Raw genomic sequence first — 15,754 nt, 5'->3', positions numbered from 1 at the left:
CAGGCGCATCGATATAAATGACATCGATTCTCATTTGCATGGGAGGGGCGGTCGAATCTCTGCATGTTGCGGCGCGGGACACCGCGCATCCCCGCTTGCAGAGAAAAAATCCCCTTTTTGAAAAAGGAATTCAGCAAATGGCAGGTGTAAAAGGACGCAGCGGCGGCGCGCGAGCCAATGCTGGAGGGGCTCGGCCGGGAGCGGGGCGGAAATCAAAAACCAACCCCGAGAAATCAAAGAATTCAGCAAATGCCGATCGGAAGGCGGTCAAAGCGCATCTCGAACCCCAGGCGCATGGCGGCGCGTTGAAGCGCTCGAAGAGCAAGCCCGTGCCGTTAGAAGAGCGTGACATGCTCGAACTCCTGCAGGATGTCGCGCTCGGGCGTGTCGAGGCCACCATGCTACAGGTTCGAGCCGCGATTGCGGCCGTGCAGTACACCCACCACAAGCTCGGCGAAGGCGGAAAGAAGGATGCAAAGGCCGCCGCAGCGAAGAAGGTGGCCAGCAGGTTCTCGCCATCGGCGCCCCCGCGCCTTGTCGTCAGCAATCGCGAAAAATAGCGCTGCCTGCGCCGTCAATCGCCGGCGAGCGCGCGGTCGATTTGCTCGATAGGGATCATCCCGCATTTGTTCAGTCGCAATGTGCCTTGCCGCACCATCTTTCCAATCGTGACCCGACTGAGCCCCAACATTTCCGCCGCCTGCCTCTGATAGACCTGTGTCGGCCGAGGGTGCGACTCGGCATAGAGCCGCACGGCGCGCATTGCGATCCGCAAAGCATCCGCCTCGTCGATTTCTTGATATTCGCTCATCCGCTATCCCCGCAGCCATCGATTGACTGATGTGTCAAAAAATCACGCAAAAAACCCGTCTTCGGCCATCCTTTTTGACCAATAGGTCAGTAATGCGAATTTTTATTGATGTCGCGTGATTTTGACAGCAGGATGCCGATATTCCAAGGATTTGCTGCGGGGGCATCATGGATGAAAGGGGCAATGAGAAGTCGCAGAACGACGTGCGGCCGGCCGGCGAACCGGACGTTGTGGGCCCCACGTCGTCGATCTATATCGAGGTGCGCGACGGCGTATTGGTCAAATGGGTCGTACATGCAAATGCAGACGATTGCCCCGATCTCCTGCGGAATCTGGCGATCGTCGGGCTCGAGGTGATGCGGACAATGCGAAGCGCTGAGGAGCGCTGACAGGCAAGGGTCAGCGCCATTTCGAGTCCTGTCATCGCGTGTTTGCGACGAGGGGCGTCACTTGTGCACCTTCTTTGAGCTGGTCCAGATAATCCGCCCATGTTTGCATCATGGCAACGCGATCGTCGAGGAACTTCGTCCGGTTATAGGCATTCCCGAGTGCATCCTTGACCTTGTGGGCGAGTTGGAGTTCAACGTATTCCGCGCTGACCTTGAGCCGTTCAGCGATGACGGTGCGGGCCATGGCGCGGAAGCCATGGCCTGTTATCTCCGTGCGAGTGTCGTAGCCGAGCCGGCGCAGCGCTGCATTCACTGCAGCGTCACTCATGGGACGATTCCGGTCGCGCGCGCCGGGGAACACGTATTTGCCGTCACCAGTGAGCGGCTGCAACTCGCGCAGAATTGCGACAGCCTGGCGGGGCAGGGGAACGATATGCGCGCCCCCGTATTGCTTGCCTTGCTTGTCGCGCTTCATTCGCGTGCTGCTGATTTCCCAGATGCCGGCGTCGAGGTCGATTTCAGCCCATTGGGCGGCGCGCAATTCGCCTGGGCGTCGAAATAGCATGGGGGCGAGCCGGAGGGCGCACTGGACGGGGAAGGTACCTTCGAATCCGTCGAACGCGCGCATCAGTTGGCCGATCTGGGCGGGTTCGGTGATTGACGGGTAATGCTCCTGTTGCACCGGCGGCAGTGCGCCCCGTAGATCTGCGGTCACGTCTCGTTGGGCGCGGCCGGTGGCAACTGCATAGCGAAATACCTGCCCGCAGTTTTGCTTGGCGCGGTGCGCGGTGTCTAGGGTGCCCCGCGCTTCGATGCGCCGGATCACATCGAAGATCTCGGCCGGCTGAATTTCAGCGATGGGGCGCCTGCCGAGCCATGGGAAGACGTCATTTTGCAGTCGAGCAATGACCTTGCTGGAATGACTTTCGGCCCAGTTCGGGGAGTGCTTGGCAAACCATTCGCGAGCGACAGCCTCGAAGCTGGTAGCCGCGGCGAGTTTGGCGGCGCGCTTGTCGGCTTTCTTTGCCTCGCCAGGGTCGATGCCGTTGGCCAGCATCTCGTGGGCTTCGTCACGCTTCTTTCGGGCTGCAGCTAACGATACAAGCGGATAGGAGCCGAACGCAAGCGTCTTATCTTTCCCGGCGAATCGGTAATTCATCCGCCATAGCTTTCCGCCGGCGCGGGTGAGCTTGAGATACATCCGGCTGCCATCGGACAAGCTGTTGCTGGCTTCGGGGTCCGGGTTATAGCGAGCGTTCCTGATCTGCGTGTCGGTCAGCGGCATGGTGGTATCTCCGGGCCTGGAAGGCAGGAAACCGTGGGGTACCACCGAAAATACCACCCCATACCACCGGATGCCACCGTACAATCCCGGAACACCCCGGAAAAGAAAAACCCGCGTAGCCTTGCAGCTACGCGGGTTTCGGGATGTTCCAGGAACACCCCGGAATATTCTTTGGTGGGCGGTACTGGGATCGAACCAGTGACCCCTGCCGTGTGAAGGCAGTGCTCTACCGCTGAGCTAACCGCCCAAAGAAGCTGAAATTATGTCAGAGCTTTTGGGGCTCGTAAAGTACTTTCTTCAAATATTTTTCAGCGCCGCGCAACGCGTCCGTCAGCCGGCCGCCGACGGCTCGACGAGATCGAGGATCGAGCCGTCGTGCTTGAGCGTCGCGAGCACGATGCTCGAATTGATCGACATCACGCCGCTCGCGCGGTGCAGCCGGTTGATCACGAAGTCCGAGTAGTGATCGAGATCGCGTGCGCGCACCGTCAGCACGTAGTTCGACCCGCCGGTCACGATCTGCGCGGAAATGACCTCCGGCCACTGCCGGATCGCTTCGACGAACCGGTCGTGCCACTCGGGCACGTCGGGCCGCATCGACACGTGCACGAGCGCCTCGAACGCGACGCCGACCTTCTTCGGCTCGATCGTGCAGCGGTAGCCCGAAATCGCGCCGCGTTCCTCGAGCAGCTTCACGCGCCGCAGGCACGCGGACGGCGACAGCGCGACCGCGTTCGCGAGGTCCTGATTGCTGATGCGTCCATCCGTCTCGAGGTGCCGGAGGATCCGCATGTCGGTTCTATCGAGGTTCATTTCGCAGAATTCCGCCATTTTTTGGATAGGAATCGCAGACTCTACTGCAATCTGGACGATACGTCATCGAAATACGAAGCTCATTCTATTTCGTCCTCGATAACATGCGCCCCATCCCTCGACGACGCGGGCCGGGCGCGACAGCACGCCGCCGGCCGCGCCGCCGCCTTCAACGCCTACCGTCACACTGCAATGTACGAACACGTTCCCGCCTATCCGGGCGATCCGATCCTGTCGCTGTTCCAGGCGTTCCAGCAGGACGTCCACCCGCACAAGGTCAATCTGAGCATCGGTCTCTACCACGACGATGCGGGCCGCATCCCGGTGCTGGAGAGCACGCGTGTCGCGGCCGCGCGCCTGCGCGACGCCGCCGCGCCGCATACGTATCTGCCGATGGAAGGGCTGGCCGCGTACCGGGAGGGCGTGCAGCGCCTCGTGTTCGGCGCCGACTGCGCGGCGCTCGCGCAACGGCGCGTCGCGACGCTGCAGACGCTCGGCGGTTCGGGCGCGCTGCGGCTCGGCGCGGAGTTCGTGAAGCGCTATTTCCCCGACAGCGCGGTCTGGATCAGCGATCCGACGTGGGACAACCATCGCGTGATCTTCACGGCCGCGGGGCTCGACGTGCAGACGTACCCGTACTACGACGCAGCGCGCAACGGCCTGCGCGTCGACGCGATGCTCGCCGCGCTCGATGCGCTGCCCGCGCGCAGCATCGTGCTGCTGCAGCCGTGCTGCCACAACCCGACGGGCCTCGATCTCGACCGCGACGCGTGGCGTGCGGCGATCGACGTGCTCGCGCGCCGCGGCCTGATCCCGTTCGTCGACATGGCGTACCAGGGTTTCGGCGACGGCCTCGACGACGACGCATGGGCCGTGCGCGCGATCGTCGAAGCCGGGTTGCCGGCGATCGTCAGCAATTCGTTCTCGAAGAATTTCTCGTTGTACGGCGAGCGCGTCGGCGGGTTGTCGATCGTGTGCGCGAGCGCGGGCGAAGCCGCGACCGTGCTGAGCCAGCTGCAGGCCGGCGTGCGCCGGACCTATTCGAGCCCGCCGCTGTTCGGCGCGCAGCTCGTGTCGACCGTGCTGAACGACGCCGCGCTGCGTGCGCGCTGGGAAGACGAGGTGGCGCAGGTGCGGGCACGCATCAAGCGCATGCGCGGCGCGCTGAAGGCGCGGCTCGACGCAAGGCTGCCCACGCGTGCGTTCGACGCACTCGTCACGCAGCGCGGGATGTTCGGCTATACGGGCATCGCCGCCGCCGACGTCGACCGGCTGCGCGCATCGCACGGCGTCTACCTGCTGCGCTCGGGCCGCATGTGCATCGCGGGCCTGAACGACGCGAACGTCGACCACGTCGCGCACGCGATCGCCGACGTGCTCGGCGGCGGCGTGTCGCGTCGGGCCGCCTGAGCGGACGAGCCGCAATCCAACGAGGAGAACACGATGGCAGACACGATCGCGGTCGACTTGCCGCAACTCGCGCAACCGTTCTCGTGGGCGACCCGCGCGGGCGGACTGATGTTTACCGGTCACGGACCGGTCGATGCGTCCGGCGCGATCGCCGGCGACACGATGGCCGACCAGGCGCGCATCACGCTCGGCAATCTCGCGAAGGCCGTCGCGGCGGCCGGCGCGACGATGGACGACGTCGCGCAGGTGCTCGTCTACCTGTCCGACGTCGGCGCGATGCCCGAATTCGACGCCGAGTACCGGCGCCACTTCCGCGAGCCGTATCCGAACCGCACGTGCGTCGGCGTGCAGGGCTTCGCACACCCGGACATGCGCGTCGAACTCGTCGCGTACGTCGCGCTGCCGGCGGCACGCGGCTAGCAGGTACGCCGCTTCACGCGGCTTGCAGAACAACGAACATCGACAATGGAGACAAGGATGGAGATGAACACGACGCACGTCGGCCGATGGGTACTGCCGATGATGGCAGGCTTGGTCGCGACCGGCAGTGCGATGGCGCAGAGCAGCGTGACGCTGTACGGCATCGTCGACCAGAGCATCCGCTACACGACGCATGCGAACGCGTCGAACGACGCGAGCGTGCAGATGACCAACGGCGCGATCACGAACAGCCGCTGGGGACTGAAGGGCAGCGAAGCGCTCGGTGGCGGGCTGAGCGCGATCTTCCGGCTCGAGAGCGGTTTCGAGCCGCAGAACGGGCAGCTCGACGGCGCGCTGTTCGGCCGCTACGCGTATGTCGGTCTGGCGAGCGACTGGGGCACGGTGAAGCTCGGGCGGCAGGCGACCGAAGCGTTCAACCTGTTCGGCGATCTCGATCCGCTGACGGTCGGCAACTACACGGCCAACATGTGGCCGTACTTCCTCACGCAGGGCCGCGCGAGCAACGTCGTCAGCTACGACGGCACGTTCGGCGGACTGAACGTCGGCGCGAGCTACGGTTTCGGCGGCCTCGCGGGCAGCCTCGGCGCGAACGCGTACTGGGGCGCGCACGCGTCGTACACGGTCGGCGGGCTGATGATCGGCGCCACTTACCAGCAGGTGCGCGACCTGGACAGTCGCGCGCAGCAGGCGTGGGGCGCGGGCGCACGCTACGCGTTCGGCGCGGCGACGCTGTACGCGGGCTATCTCGGCGGCATCGACCGCACGGGGATGCTCGACCGGCAGCTGCTGAACGCGCCGGGCCGCGACGTGACGTACGGTTCGTTCGCCGACAATCCGCGCCGCGATGCGGTCTTCTACGCCGGCGCGAGCGTGAAGGTCACGCCGGAGGTATCGGTGACGGGCGTCGCGTACTACGATGACATCCGCAACGTCAACGGCAGCGCCGGCAACGGCGGCAAGCGCTATACGGGCGTGCTGGAGGCCGAGTACGCGCTGTCGAAGGCGACCCAGGTGTACGCGACGCTCGACTACAACCGGGTGACCGGCGGCGCGTTCACCGAACTGCCCGGACGCGGCAACCAGACGGGCGTCGCGGCCGGCTTGCGCCACCTGTTCTGACGATGCGGCGCGCGGGGGGCGGTGCGGTCCGGCACCGGTCCGTGCGCCGTCGACGTTTCGACCGGACCGACGCTTTCGAACGAGGTCATTCGATGCAACCAGAAGGGCAATTCCAGCACATCGCGGCGCGCGAGCACGGTCTGCGCCGCACGCTTTCCGCACGGCAGATGGCGATGATCGCGATCGGCGGTGCGATCGGCACCGGTCTCTTTCTCGGCAGCGGGTTCGCGATCGGCTTCGCCGGTCCGAGCGTGCTCGTCAGCTATGCGATCGGCGCGTTCATCTCGCTGCTGCTGATGGGCTGTCTCGCGGAGATGACGGTCGCGCACCCGACTTCCGGGTCGTTCGGCGCGTACGCCGAACATTACGTGAGCCCGTGGGCCGGGTTTCTGGTGCGCTATGCGTACTGGGCGTGCATCGTGCTCGCGGTCGGCACCGAAGTCACCGCGATCGCGCTGTACATGAAGTACTGGTTCCCCGGCGTGCCGGGCTGGCTGTGGATCGTCGGCTTCTCGGCGCTGCTGGTGTTCGTCAACGCGCGCAGCGTCGACGTGTTCGGCGCGGTCGAATACGGCTTCTCCGTCGTGAAGATCGCGGCGATCGTCGGCTTCATCGTGCTCGGCGCGTATGTGGTGTTCGGCAATCCGTCGCTGGTCGGCGACGGTGCGGCCCGCGCGGGCTTTCACCATTACACCGGTCACGGCGGCTTCTTTCCGAAGGGCATGTGGGGGACGTGGGTCGCGGTGATCGTGTCGATCTTCAGCTACCTGAGCATCGAGATGATCGCGGTTGCCGCCGGCGAGGCCGAAGATCCCGAGCGTGCGGTGACGCGCGCGTTCCGCTCGACGATCGTGCGGCTCGTGCTGTTCTACCTGGTGACGCTCGCGCTGATGCTCGCGATCGTGCCGTGGACGGCGGCGGGGCGCGACGAGAGCCCGTTCGTGAAGGTGATGGAAGCGATCCACCTGCCGGGCGCGGCCGGGCTCATCAACTTCGTCGTGCTGATCGCCGCGCTGTCCGCGATGAACAGCCAGCTCTACATCACGACGCGGATGATGTTCAGCCTGTCGCGGGCCGGTCACGCGCCGAAGGCGCTCGGCGAAGTGAACGCGCGCGGCGTGCCGTTCGGTGCGCTGATGCTGTCGACGCTCGGCATCGCGCTCGCGACGGTGCTGAGCGTGCTGTATCCGGACGCGTCGTTCACGATCATGATGTCGGTGTCGATGTTCGGCGCGCTGTTCACGTGGATGATGATCTTCGTCACGCACTACTGCTTTAGGCGGCGTCGCGCGGCGCTCGGCCTGCCGGCGCCCGCGTTCCGGATGCGCGGCTTTCCGCTGCTGACGCTGCTCGGCGCGGCGCTGATGCTCGCGGTGACGGTGACGACCTACTTCACGGCCGAATTCCACATGACGCTGATCTTCGGCATCCCGTTCCTGGTCGCGCTGTCGGTCGTGTACGCGGTGTGGTACCGGCGCGCGCAGCCGGCGCTGCAGCCGCAAGCGAAGTAGCGGAGAAGTAGCGGAGAAGTAGCGGAGAAGCCGCGGCGCGCGAACCGGCAACGCCCGGCTCAGCCCGCAAGCGCGGGCAGTGCGTCGATCGACGCGCGCACGTAGTCGGCGAAGCGCAGCGCGACCGGTTCGGCGCTGCCGCTGCGCTTCAGCTCCAGCGTGCGCGATTCGAGCGACGCATCCTGCAGCGGCCGGAACGCGAGCCGGTCGCTCTTCACCTGCTGCAGCACGCGCGGCACCAGCGCGATGCCCATCCCGAACTCGATCATCGACAGGATCGTCTGCCACAGCCGCGCCTCGTGGCGGATCAGCGGGCTGAATCCCGCATTCACGCACTGCGCGATGATCAGGTCGTGGTAGTGCGGCGCCGCATCGCGCGGAAACAGGATGAACGGCTCCGCAGCCAGCGCGGCGAGCGCGACCTGACGGCGCCGCGCGAGCCGGTGCGCGGCCGGCAGGCAGCAGACGAACGGTTCCGCATAGACGGGTGCCGATTCGACCTCGGGCGGGCAGTGGCCCCAGTGCGCGTAGCCGAGATCGATCTGGCCGCGCTGGATCGCCTGCACCTGCGCCTGCGTGTTCATCTCGCTCAGCACGATCTCGACGCCCGGATAGTCGGCCTCGAAGCGCCGCACCGCATCGGGCAGCCCGCGATACAGCATCGAATGGACGAAGCCGATCCGCAGCCGGCCCGCGAGCCCCGACGCCGAGCGTACGGTGAGCCGCTCGGCCTCGGCCGCCTGCAGCAACAGCCGGCGCGCTTCGCCGAGCAGCACCGCGCCCGCATTGGTCAGCGCGACCGTCTTGTTGGTGCGTGAAAAGAGCTGCACGCCGAGCGCTTCCTCGAATTTGCGGATGTCGAAGCTCAGCGCCGGCTGCGAGATGAACAGGCGCTTCGCCGCGCGCCCGAAATGCAGTTCCTCGGCGACCGCCACGAAGTAGCGCAGCTGCCTCAATTCCATGGTGTCTCCTCCGCGCATCGGCATCGATAAGCGCTGTCTATCGTACCGAATAAATCCTGTATTGGACGCTTATCGACCGGGCGCCTACGCTCTGCTGAACGCCTGGCACCTGCCGGCCGCGCGATCGCCGCGCGGGCACCGGCCGTCAGCCGGGCCACCCTGGAGACGCATGCATGAACGACACCGCTCGCCCGCCGGATACCGGCGCGGCCGACAACATCCCCGACAGCCACGGCATCAATTTCTTCACGGCCGATCCCGATCTCGGCGCACTGCTGAGGCTGCATCTCGGCGCCGCACGCTACGCTGAACTCGAGCCGCAACTGCACGCGCTCGGTGCGCGCGTGTCGGGCGAACTCGACGAATGGGCGTCGCGCGCCGACAAGCATCCGCCGGTGCTCGAACATCGCAACCGGCGCGGCGAAGCCGTGCAGCGGATCGACAAGGATCCCGCGTACGTCGCGCTCGAACGCGTCGCGTATTCGGAACTCGGGCTCGCGTCGCTGAGCCATCGGCCGGAGGCGGTGGCGCCGCTCGTGAAGTACGCGCTGACGTTCCTGTTCGTGCAGGCCGAATTCGGGCTGTGCTGCCCGGTCAGCATGACCGATTCGCTGACGCGCACGTTGCGCCGCTTCGGCGAGCCCGCACTCGTCGAGCGCTACCTGCCGATGCTGGCGTCGCGCGATTTCGACACGCTGTTCCAGGGCGCGATGTTCATGACCGAGCAGGCGGCCGGCTCCGACGTCGCGCGCATCGCGACGCGCGCGGCGCGCGAAACGGACGCGCGCGGCGAGACGGTATGGCGGCTCTACGGCGACAAATGGTTCTGCTCGAACGCGGACGCCGACCTCGCGATGGTGCTCGCGCGGCCCGACGGCGCGCCGGACGGCATCAAGGGCCTCGCGCTGTTCCTGCTGCCGAAGACGCTGCCGGACGGCACGCGCAACCGCTACCGGATCGTGCGGCTGAAGGACAAGCTCGGCAGCCGGTCGATGGCGAGCGGCGAGATCGCGCTCGAAGGCGCACAGGCTTATCTGATCGGCGAGATCGGCCGCGGTTTTCACCAGATGGCCGACATGATCAACATGTCGCGGCTGTCGAACGGCGTGCGCGCGGCGGGGCTGATGCGGCGCGCGCTGAACGAGTCGCTGCACGTGGCCGCGCATCGCGCCGCGTTCGGCCGCAATCTGATCGAGATGCCGCTGATGCAGCGCCAGCTGATGAAGATGCTGCTGCCCGCCGAGGCCGCGCGCGCGATGTTCATGCAGATTGCGCTGCTGCTGCCGCATGCGGACGCGGGCGACGCGCAGGCCGCACGCTGCGTGCGCATCCTGACGCCGCTGATCAAGTTCCGCGCGTGCCGCGATGCGCGCCGCGTGACCGGCGACGCGATGGAGGTGCGCGGCGGCATCGGCTACATCGAGGAATGGAGCGACGCACGGCTTGTGCGCGACGCGCATCTCGGCTCGATCTGGGAAGGCACGAGCAACATCGTCGCGCTCGACGTCGCGCGCGCCGCGCAGCGCGAGCAGGCGCTCGACGCACTGCGCACGTTCCTCGGCGACCGGCTCGGCGCAGCGCCGCTGCCCGATGCGAGCCGCGCGGCGCTGCGGCGGATTCTCGCGCGCGCCTGCGATGCGCTCGCGCAGGTTGCATCCGAAGGCGACGACGCGCGCGTGCGGCAGGCCGCATCGGCGCTGTACTACGCGAGCGCGGCCGTGCTGATGGCGTGCGAGGGCGCGCAGCTCGCGCCCGATTACCGGCGTCTCGCGCTCGCGCACCTGATCGTGCGTCACAAGCTGCTGCCGGTCGACCCGCTCGCGCCCGCATCGTGCGGCGCCGAAGCGGCGGCGTTCGACGCGCTGGTGCGCGGCACGCCGGTGCCGCTCGACATGGCGCTCGACCTGCTGCCGGAGGTCGAGCGATGAATGCGACGAACGTGACGAAAGTGCCGACGGCGAACGCGCGTCGCGGCGCGCTGGACGGGCTGAAGGTCGTCGACCTGAGCCGCGTGCTCGGCGGCCCGTACTGTACTCAGGCGCTCGCCGACCACGGCGCGACGGTGATCAAGATCGAGCCGCCCGACGGCGACGAGACGCGCGGCTGGGGCCCGCCGTTCCTCGGCGACACCGCGTGGTACTTCATCGGCGTCAACCGCAACAAGGAAGCGCTCGCGCTCGACCTGTCCCGCGACGAAGGCCGCGCGATCCTGTGGCGCCTGCTGGAGGACGCCGACGTGCTCGTCGAGAACTTCAAGCCCGGCACGCTCGCGCGCTGGGGAATGGACTACGCGCGCGATTTGCAGCCGCGCTTCCCGCGGCTGATCCACTGCGCGGTGACGGGCTTCGGCGAGGACGGCCCGCTCGGCGGATTGCCCGGCTACGACGCGGTGATCCAGGCGATGGCCGGGCTGATGAGCGTGAACGGCGAGCGCGACGGCGCGGCCACGCGGATCGGGCTGCCGATCGTCGACATGGTCACCGGGCTCAACGCGCTGGCCGGCATCCTGCTCGCGCTCGCGGAGCGCGAGCGGAGCGGGCGCGGCCAGTCGATCGACATCGCGCTGTACGACTGCGGCGTATCGCTGCTGCATCCGCATCTGCCGAACTTCTTCGGCTCGGGACGCGTCCCCGGGCGCAGCGGCAACGCGCATCCGAACATCGCGCCGTACGACAGCTACCGGACGGCGACCGTGCCGATCTTCCTCGCGGTCGGCAACGACCGGCAGTTCGCACGCCTCGTCGCGCATCTCGGCGCGCCGGCGCTCGCGAGCGATCCGCGCTTCGTCGACAACCGCAGCCGCTGCGCGCATCGGCCCGAATTGAAGGCGGAGCTCGAAGCGCGATTGACCGCCCATCCGTGCGAGCCGCTCGCGCGCGAGCTGATGGCGGCGGGCGTGCCGTGCGGGCCGGTGCGTACGGTTGCCGACGTCGCATGCGACCCGCATGCGCTGCATCGCGAGCTGTTCGTCGAGATCGGCGCGTATCGCGGTACGGCCTCGCCGGTGAAGCTGTCGCGCACGCCGGCGACCTACCGGTCGGCGCCGCCCGCGCTCGGCCGCGATACGCGTGCTGTGCTCGACCGCTTGGGCGTCGATCGCGCACTCCAGCAGCAACTGCTCGACGCCGGCGTGCTGAAGGTCGCATCCGACGGGATGTGACCGAAACCGGGTGTCCGCAGGCGCGCAACTTCGGCCGAGCGGACGCGATGCAAGGCAGCGCAGTACGGCGGAGGCAGCACGGCAGAAGGCGGCACGGCGGAAGGCAGCACGGCGGAGGGCAGCACGGCGGAAGGCAGCAGGCGGAAGGCAGCATGGCGGAAGGCAGCATGGCGGAAGGCAGCACGGCGGAAGGCAGCACGGCGGAGGGCAGAACGCAGCACGGCAGAACGCAGAACGCAAACCACAGACCACCACCGCCAGCCGGCGGCGCAAGACCGGCCAACCGGCCGCGCAGACGACAGTCGCGCGCCGATCACGAACATGGAGACATCGATGAACCGTTCGCAATCCCCGACCGCGGCGCCGCCGCGGCCCGGCCGTGCCGCCTTCGCGGCGTTCGTCGGCACCACGATCGAGTGGTACGACTTCTACATCTACGGCACCGCCGCGGCGCTCGTGTTCGGCAAGGTGTTCTTCTCGAGCACGATGAACCCCGGCGTCGCGACGCTGCTCGCGTTCGTCACGTTCTGGGCCGGCTTCGCCGCACGGCCGCTCGGCGGGATCGTGTTCGGGCATCTCGGCGATCGCGTGGGTCGCAAGACCGCGCTCGTGATCACGCTGGTGATGATGGGACTGGCCACGACCGGGATCGGCCTGCTGCCCGGCTACGCATCGATCGGCGTATGGGCGCCGGCGGGCCTCGTCGTGCTGCGCGTGCTGCAGGGCATCGCGGTCGGCGGCGAGTGGGGCGGCGCGGTGCTGATCGCGAGCGAGAACGCGCCGAAGCACCGCAGCATCCTGTATGCGGCGTTCGCGCAGCAGGGCTCGCCCACCGGCAACCTGCTCGCGACTGCCGCATTCTTCGCGCTGAGCGCGCTGCCGACGCCGTCGTTCCTGATGTGGGGCTGGCGCATTCCGTTCCTGCTGTCGGCGGTGCTGGTGATCATCGGAATGGTGATCCGGCTGCGGCTCGAGGAATCGGTCGACATGCAGCGCGTGCTCGCGCGCAAGCGCACGGTGAAGCTGCCGCTGCGCGACGTCGTGCGCGACCACTGGCCCGTCGTGCTGCTCGCGGCCGGCACGCTGCCGGTGATCAACGTCACGTACTTCCGCAGCACGTTCGCGCTGTCGTGGGCGACGAAGGAGCTCGGCTACGCGCAGGGCACGTTCCTCGGCATCCTGTCGATCTCGCTCGTCGTGCAGTTCCTGATGCAGCCGGTCGGTGCATGGTTCGTATCGAAGGTCGACATGCGGCGCGCGATGTGCTGGATCCTGATTCCCGAGATCGTGCTGATGCCGGTGATGTTCCATGCGCTCGCGACGCGTTCGTACTGGGTCGCCGTCGCCGGGATGTGCATCTCGACGATCCCGTCGGCGATGTTCTACGGCGCGGTCGGCGGCGTGCTCGCGCGCGTGTTTCCGGCCAACATCCGCTATACGGGGCTGTCGCTCGCGTACCAGCTGAGCGCGCTCGTCGTCGGCGGCGGCACGCCGGTGCTCGCGCAGGCGATCCTGAACGCGACCGGCAGCATCGTCGGCGTCGCGATCGCGTCCGGCCTGTATGCGCTCGTGTCGCTCGCATGCATGCTCGCGCTGCTCAATCGCACCGGCTATCGCGCGGACGAACTGTCGAGCGCCGAGCGCAGCGATGCGGCCGAATGGGGCACGGAAGGCGCGAGCGCCGACGGTCCGGCCGGCGAGGCCGCGCGGCAGCGCGATCGCGGCACGTTGAAACCGGCGGGGTAAGCCGGGCACGCGAGCGTGATGTGGCACGCTGGCGATTGGGTCATTCGATGAGGCGATAGATCGTTTGGCGATGCGCTCATTCGACGCTCCGGCGGCATCCGGCATCCGGCATCCGGCATCCGGCATCCGGCATCCGCCGTCGGGCAGCGGCATCGGCATTTGGCATCGGGCATCCGGGCATCCGGGCATCCGGACATCCGGACATCCGGGCATCACGCGGATCGCGCGGATCGCGCGCCGCATGGCCTCGACTCGCGCGAAATCATGCGTTCCGAATCGCGCGCTCCAAAAGCAAACGGCACCGTGCGATGCACGGTGCCGTCCGGTTTGCGTCACGACGAGGCCGGCACGGCCGGCCTTCGCGCGCGATGCGCCGTGCGTCAGCCTTCGGTCGGCGGCACGTAGCCCGACGCCTGGTCGGCGCCGTCGCCGAAGAAGTACTTCTCGGTCTGCTTCATCAGATACTGGCGCGCGCGCGGGTCGGCCATGTTCAGGCGGTTCTCGTTGATCAGCATCGTCTGCTGCTTGAGCCAGCCTTGCCACGCTTCCTTCGACACGCTTTCGTAAATGCGCTTGCCGAGTTCGCCCGGCAGCGGCGGGAAATCGAGACCTTCGGCTTCCTTGCCGAGCTTCGCGCATTGGATCATTCGAGCCATCGTGTACTTCTCCTGTAATCGGTCTGGGGGAGGGCAGGCGTGCCTGCGCTCAGAGCTGTTTCATCAGCACGAGCGACTTGCGCTGCCAGTTATAGAGTTTGCGGCGGTCTTCCGGCAGGTCGTCGACGCTGACCTTGACGAAGCCGCGCTTGAGGAACCAGTGCTCGGTGCGCGTCGTGAGCACGAAGATGTGCGTGAGGCCGCGCGCGCGGGCGCGCTGCTCGATGCGCTTGAGCAGGCGTTCGCCGTCGCCCGAGCCCTGCGCTTCCGGCGCGACCGTCAGGCACGCCATCTCGCCGATCTTTTCCTGCTGGTACGGATACAGCGCCGCGCAGCCGAACAGCACGCCATCGTGCTCGATCACCGAGAAGTGGTCGATGTCGCGTTCGATCTGGTGGCGGCCGCGCCGTACCAGCGTGCCGTCCGACTCGAGCGGCTCGATCAGCGCCAGGATGCCGCCGACGTCGTCCGGCGTCGCCTCGCGCAGGCTCTCGAGGTTCTCGTACGAGATCATCGTGCCGACACCGTCGTGCAGGAACAGTTCGAGCAGCATGCTGCCGTCGAGCGACTGCGGGATCAGGTGGGCGCGGGTCACGCCGCCGCGGCACGCGCGGATCGAATGCTTCAGGAAGAACGCGTCGTCGCCCTGGATGTTGCCGGAATCGAGCAGCTCGGCGGCCGCGTCGAGCGACATTTCGCGGATCAGCCCGCCTTCGTCGTCGACGATGCCGGGCGCTTCGGTCAGGAAGATGATCTTGTCGGCGCGCAGCGCGATCGCGGCGGCCGATGCGACGTCTTCCATCGACAGGTTGAACGCCTCGCCGGTCGGCGAGAAGCCGAGCGGCGACAGCAGCACGAGCTTGCGGCTCGCGAGCGAATGACGGATCGATTCGGCGTCGATCTTGCGCACGATGCCCGTGTGCGCGAAATCGACCCCGTCGAGAATCCCCACCGGCCGCGCGGTCACGAAGTTGCCGGACACGACGCTGATGTGCGCGTGCGCCATCGGCGAGTTCGGCAGACCCTGGCTGATCGCGGCCTCGATGTCGAGACGCACTTCGCCGGCCGCTTCCTTCGCGGACTCGAGCGCGCGCGCATCGGTAATGCGCAGCCCGTGCGAAAACTCGGATTCGACGCCGTGCAGGCTCAACTGCTCCTCGACCTGCGGCCGCGAGCCGTGCACCAGCACGATCTGGATGCCCATCGCCTGCAGCAGCGCGATGTCGGACACGAGCGCGTTCAGGAGCCCCTGCTGCACCACCTCGCCGCCGAACCCCACGACGAACGTGCTGTTGCGGAACTTGTGGATATAGGGCGCGACGGAGCGCATCCAGTCGACGAACTGCGCGTGGCTGGCGGCCGAATCGTCGGCGGCCGGCGGCGTCGCGGCGCCGGTCTGGGCGGGTGGGAGGTCGGTTTGGGAATTCATGGCCGGGATTATAATGCGCCCC

The 15,754-nt window shown here is 67.2% G+C and carries 15 protein-coding genes and 1 tRNA gene; 9 read left to right on the top strand and 7 right to left on the bottom strand.

All coding sequences use genetic code 11. The annotated features are described in order from the left end of the window. Positions 1-17: 17 nt before the first annotated feature. Positions 18-560 carry a hypothetical protein gene (locus Q3A80_RS02210; RefSeq protein WP_446327455.1) on the top strand — a complete coding sequence of 181 codons (543 nt, stop codon included), beginning with the start codon at positions 18-20 and terminating at the stop codon, positions 558-560. 14 nt (positions 561-574) lie between these two features. Here Q3A80_RS02210 and Q3A80_RS02205 read toward each other — a convergent pair whose 3' ends face one another. After that, positions 575-811: a DNA-binding protein gene (locus Q3A80_RS02205; protein WP_446327454.1), complete on the bottom strand. Its 237-nt coding sequence runs from the start codon at positions 809-811 to the stop codon at positions 575-577. A gap of 167 nt (positions 812-978) precedes the next feature. On the opposite strand from Q3A80_RS02205, the gene Q3A80_RS02200 reads away from it, so the two are divergent. Continuing rightward, positions 979-1,200, top strand: a complete 222-nt coding sequence (locus Q3A80_RS02200) for a hypothetical protein (protein WP_446327453.1) — start codon at positions 979-981, stop codon at positions 1,198-1,200. Between the two features lie 31 nt (positions 1,201-1,231). Here Q3A80_RS02200 and Q3A80_RS02195 read toward each other — a convergent pair whose 3' ends face one another. From Q3A80_RS02195 to Q3A80_RS02185, 3 genes are all read right to left on the bottom strand, one after another. Beyond that, positions 1,232-2,485 (bottom strand): tyrosine-type recombinase/integrase, encoded by a 1,254-nt coding sequence (locus Q3A80_RS02195; protein ID WP_446327452.1) that lies wholly within the window; start codon positions 2,483-2,485, stop codon positions 1,232-1,234. Between the two features lie 172 nt (positions 2,486-2,657). Further along, a tRNA-Val gene (locus Q3A80_RS02190) sits at positions 2,658-2,732 on the bottom strand. 83 nt (positions 2,733-2,815) lie between these two features. Further along, positions 2,816-3,298 (bottom strand): Lrp/AsnC family transcriptional regulator, encoded by a 483-nt coding sequence (locus tag Q3A80_RS02185; protein WP_446327451.1) that lies wholly within the window; start codon positions 3,296-3,298, stop codon positions 2,816-2,818. A gap of 192 nt (positions 3,299-3,490) precedes the next feature. Here Q3A80_RS02185 and Q3A80_RS02180 point away from each other — a divergent pair, with 192 nt between their 5' ends. The 4 genes from Q3A80_RS02180 (at position 3,491) to Q3A80_RS02165 (ending at position 7,779) form a co-directional block, all read left to right on the top strand. Further along, a complete protein-coding gene (locus Q3A80_RS02180) occupies positions 3,491-4,708 on the top strand; it encodes an amino acid aminotransferase (RefSeq protein WP_446327450.1) in 1,218 nt (405 codons plus the stop codon). 33 nt (positions 4,709-4,741) lie between these two features. Next, positions 4,742-5,128, top strand: coding sequence for a RidA family protein (locus tag Q3A80_RS02175; RefSeq protein ID WP_446327449.1), 387 nt, complete (start codon positions 4,742-4,744; stop codon positions 5,126-5,128). 63 nt (positions 5,129-5,191) lie between these two features. Continuing rightward, the gene (locus Q3A80_RS02170; RefSeq protein WP_446327477.1) at positions 5,192-6,268 is read left to right on the top strand and encodes a porin; all 1,077 of its coding nucleotides are present in this window, start codon (positions 5,192-5,194) and stop codon (positions 6,266-6,268) included. 92 nt (positions 6,269-6,360) lie between these two features. After that, positions 6,361-7,779 (top strand): amino acid permease, encoded by a 1,419-nt coding sequence (locus tag Q3A80_RS02165; protein WP_446327448.1) that lies wholly within the window; start codon positions 6,361-6,363, stop codon positions 7,777-7,779. 59 nt (positions 7,780-7,838) lie between these two features. On the opposite strand, the gene Q3A80_RS02160 is transcribed toward Q3A80_RS02165, so the two are convergent. Then, complete coding sequence (locus tag Q3A80_RS02160) at positions 7,839-8,741, bottom strand: LysR family transcriptional regulator (RefSeq protein ID WP_446327447.1); 903 nt, start codon at positions 8,739-8,741, stop codon at positions 7,839-7,841. Positions 8,742-8,914: 173 nt separating this feature from the next. Between Q3A80_RS02160 and Q3A80_RS02155 the strand changes: the two genes are divergently transcribed. The 3 genes from Q3A80_RS02155 (at position 8,915) to Q3A80_RS02145 (ending at position 13,647) form a co-directional block, all read left to right on the top strand. Further along, on the top strand, positions 8,915-10,669 hold the full coding sequence (locus tag Q3A80_RS02155; protein ID WP_446327446.1) for an acyl-CoA dehydrogenase family protein: 1,755 nt from the start codon (positions 8,915-8,917) through the stop codon (positions 10,667-10,669). Next, entirely contained in the window at positions 10,666-11,901 is a 1,236-nt protein-coding gene (locus Q3A80_RS02150; RefSeq protein WP_446327445.1) for a CaiB/BaiF CoA transferase family protein, read from the top strand. The genes Q3A80_RS02155 and Q3A80_RS02150 overlap by 4 nt, the downstream gene beginning before the upstream one ends. Before the next feature lie 333 nt (positions 11,902-12,234). Then, entirely contained in the window at positions 12,235-13,647 is a 1,413-nt protein-coding gene (locus Q3A80_RS02145) for an MFS transporter (RefSeq protein ID WP_446327444.1), read from the top strand. Positions 13,648-14,027: 380 nt separating this feature from the next. On the opposite strand, the gene Q3A80_RS02140 is transcribed toward Q3A80_RS02145, so the two are convergent. Continuing rightward, a complete protein-coding gene (locus tag Q3A80_RS02140) occupies positions 14,028-14,303 on the bottom strand; it encodes an oxidative damage protection protein (protein WP_006478357.1) in 276 nt (91 codons plus the stop codon). Between the two features lie 49 nt (positions 14,304-14,352). Further along, positions 14,353-15,732 carry an amino-acid N-acetyltransferase gene (gene argA / locus Q3A80_RS02135; RefSeq protein ID WP_446327443.1) on the bottom strand — a complete coding sequence of 460 codons (1,380 nt, stop codon included), beginning with the start codon at positions 15,730-15,732 and terminating at the stop codon, positions 14,353-14,355. Between the last annotated feature and the right edge of the window lie 22 nt (positions 15,733-15,754).

This window comes from Burkholderia sp. SR8, assembly GCF_052851275.1.
Note: the sequence above shows the minus strand (reverse complement) of the source record. Positions and strands in the feature narration are given on the sequence as shown.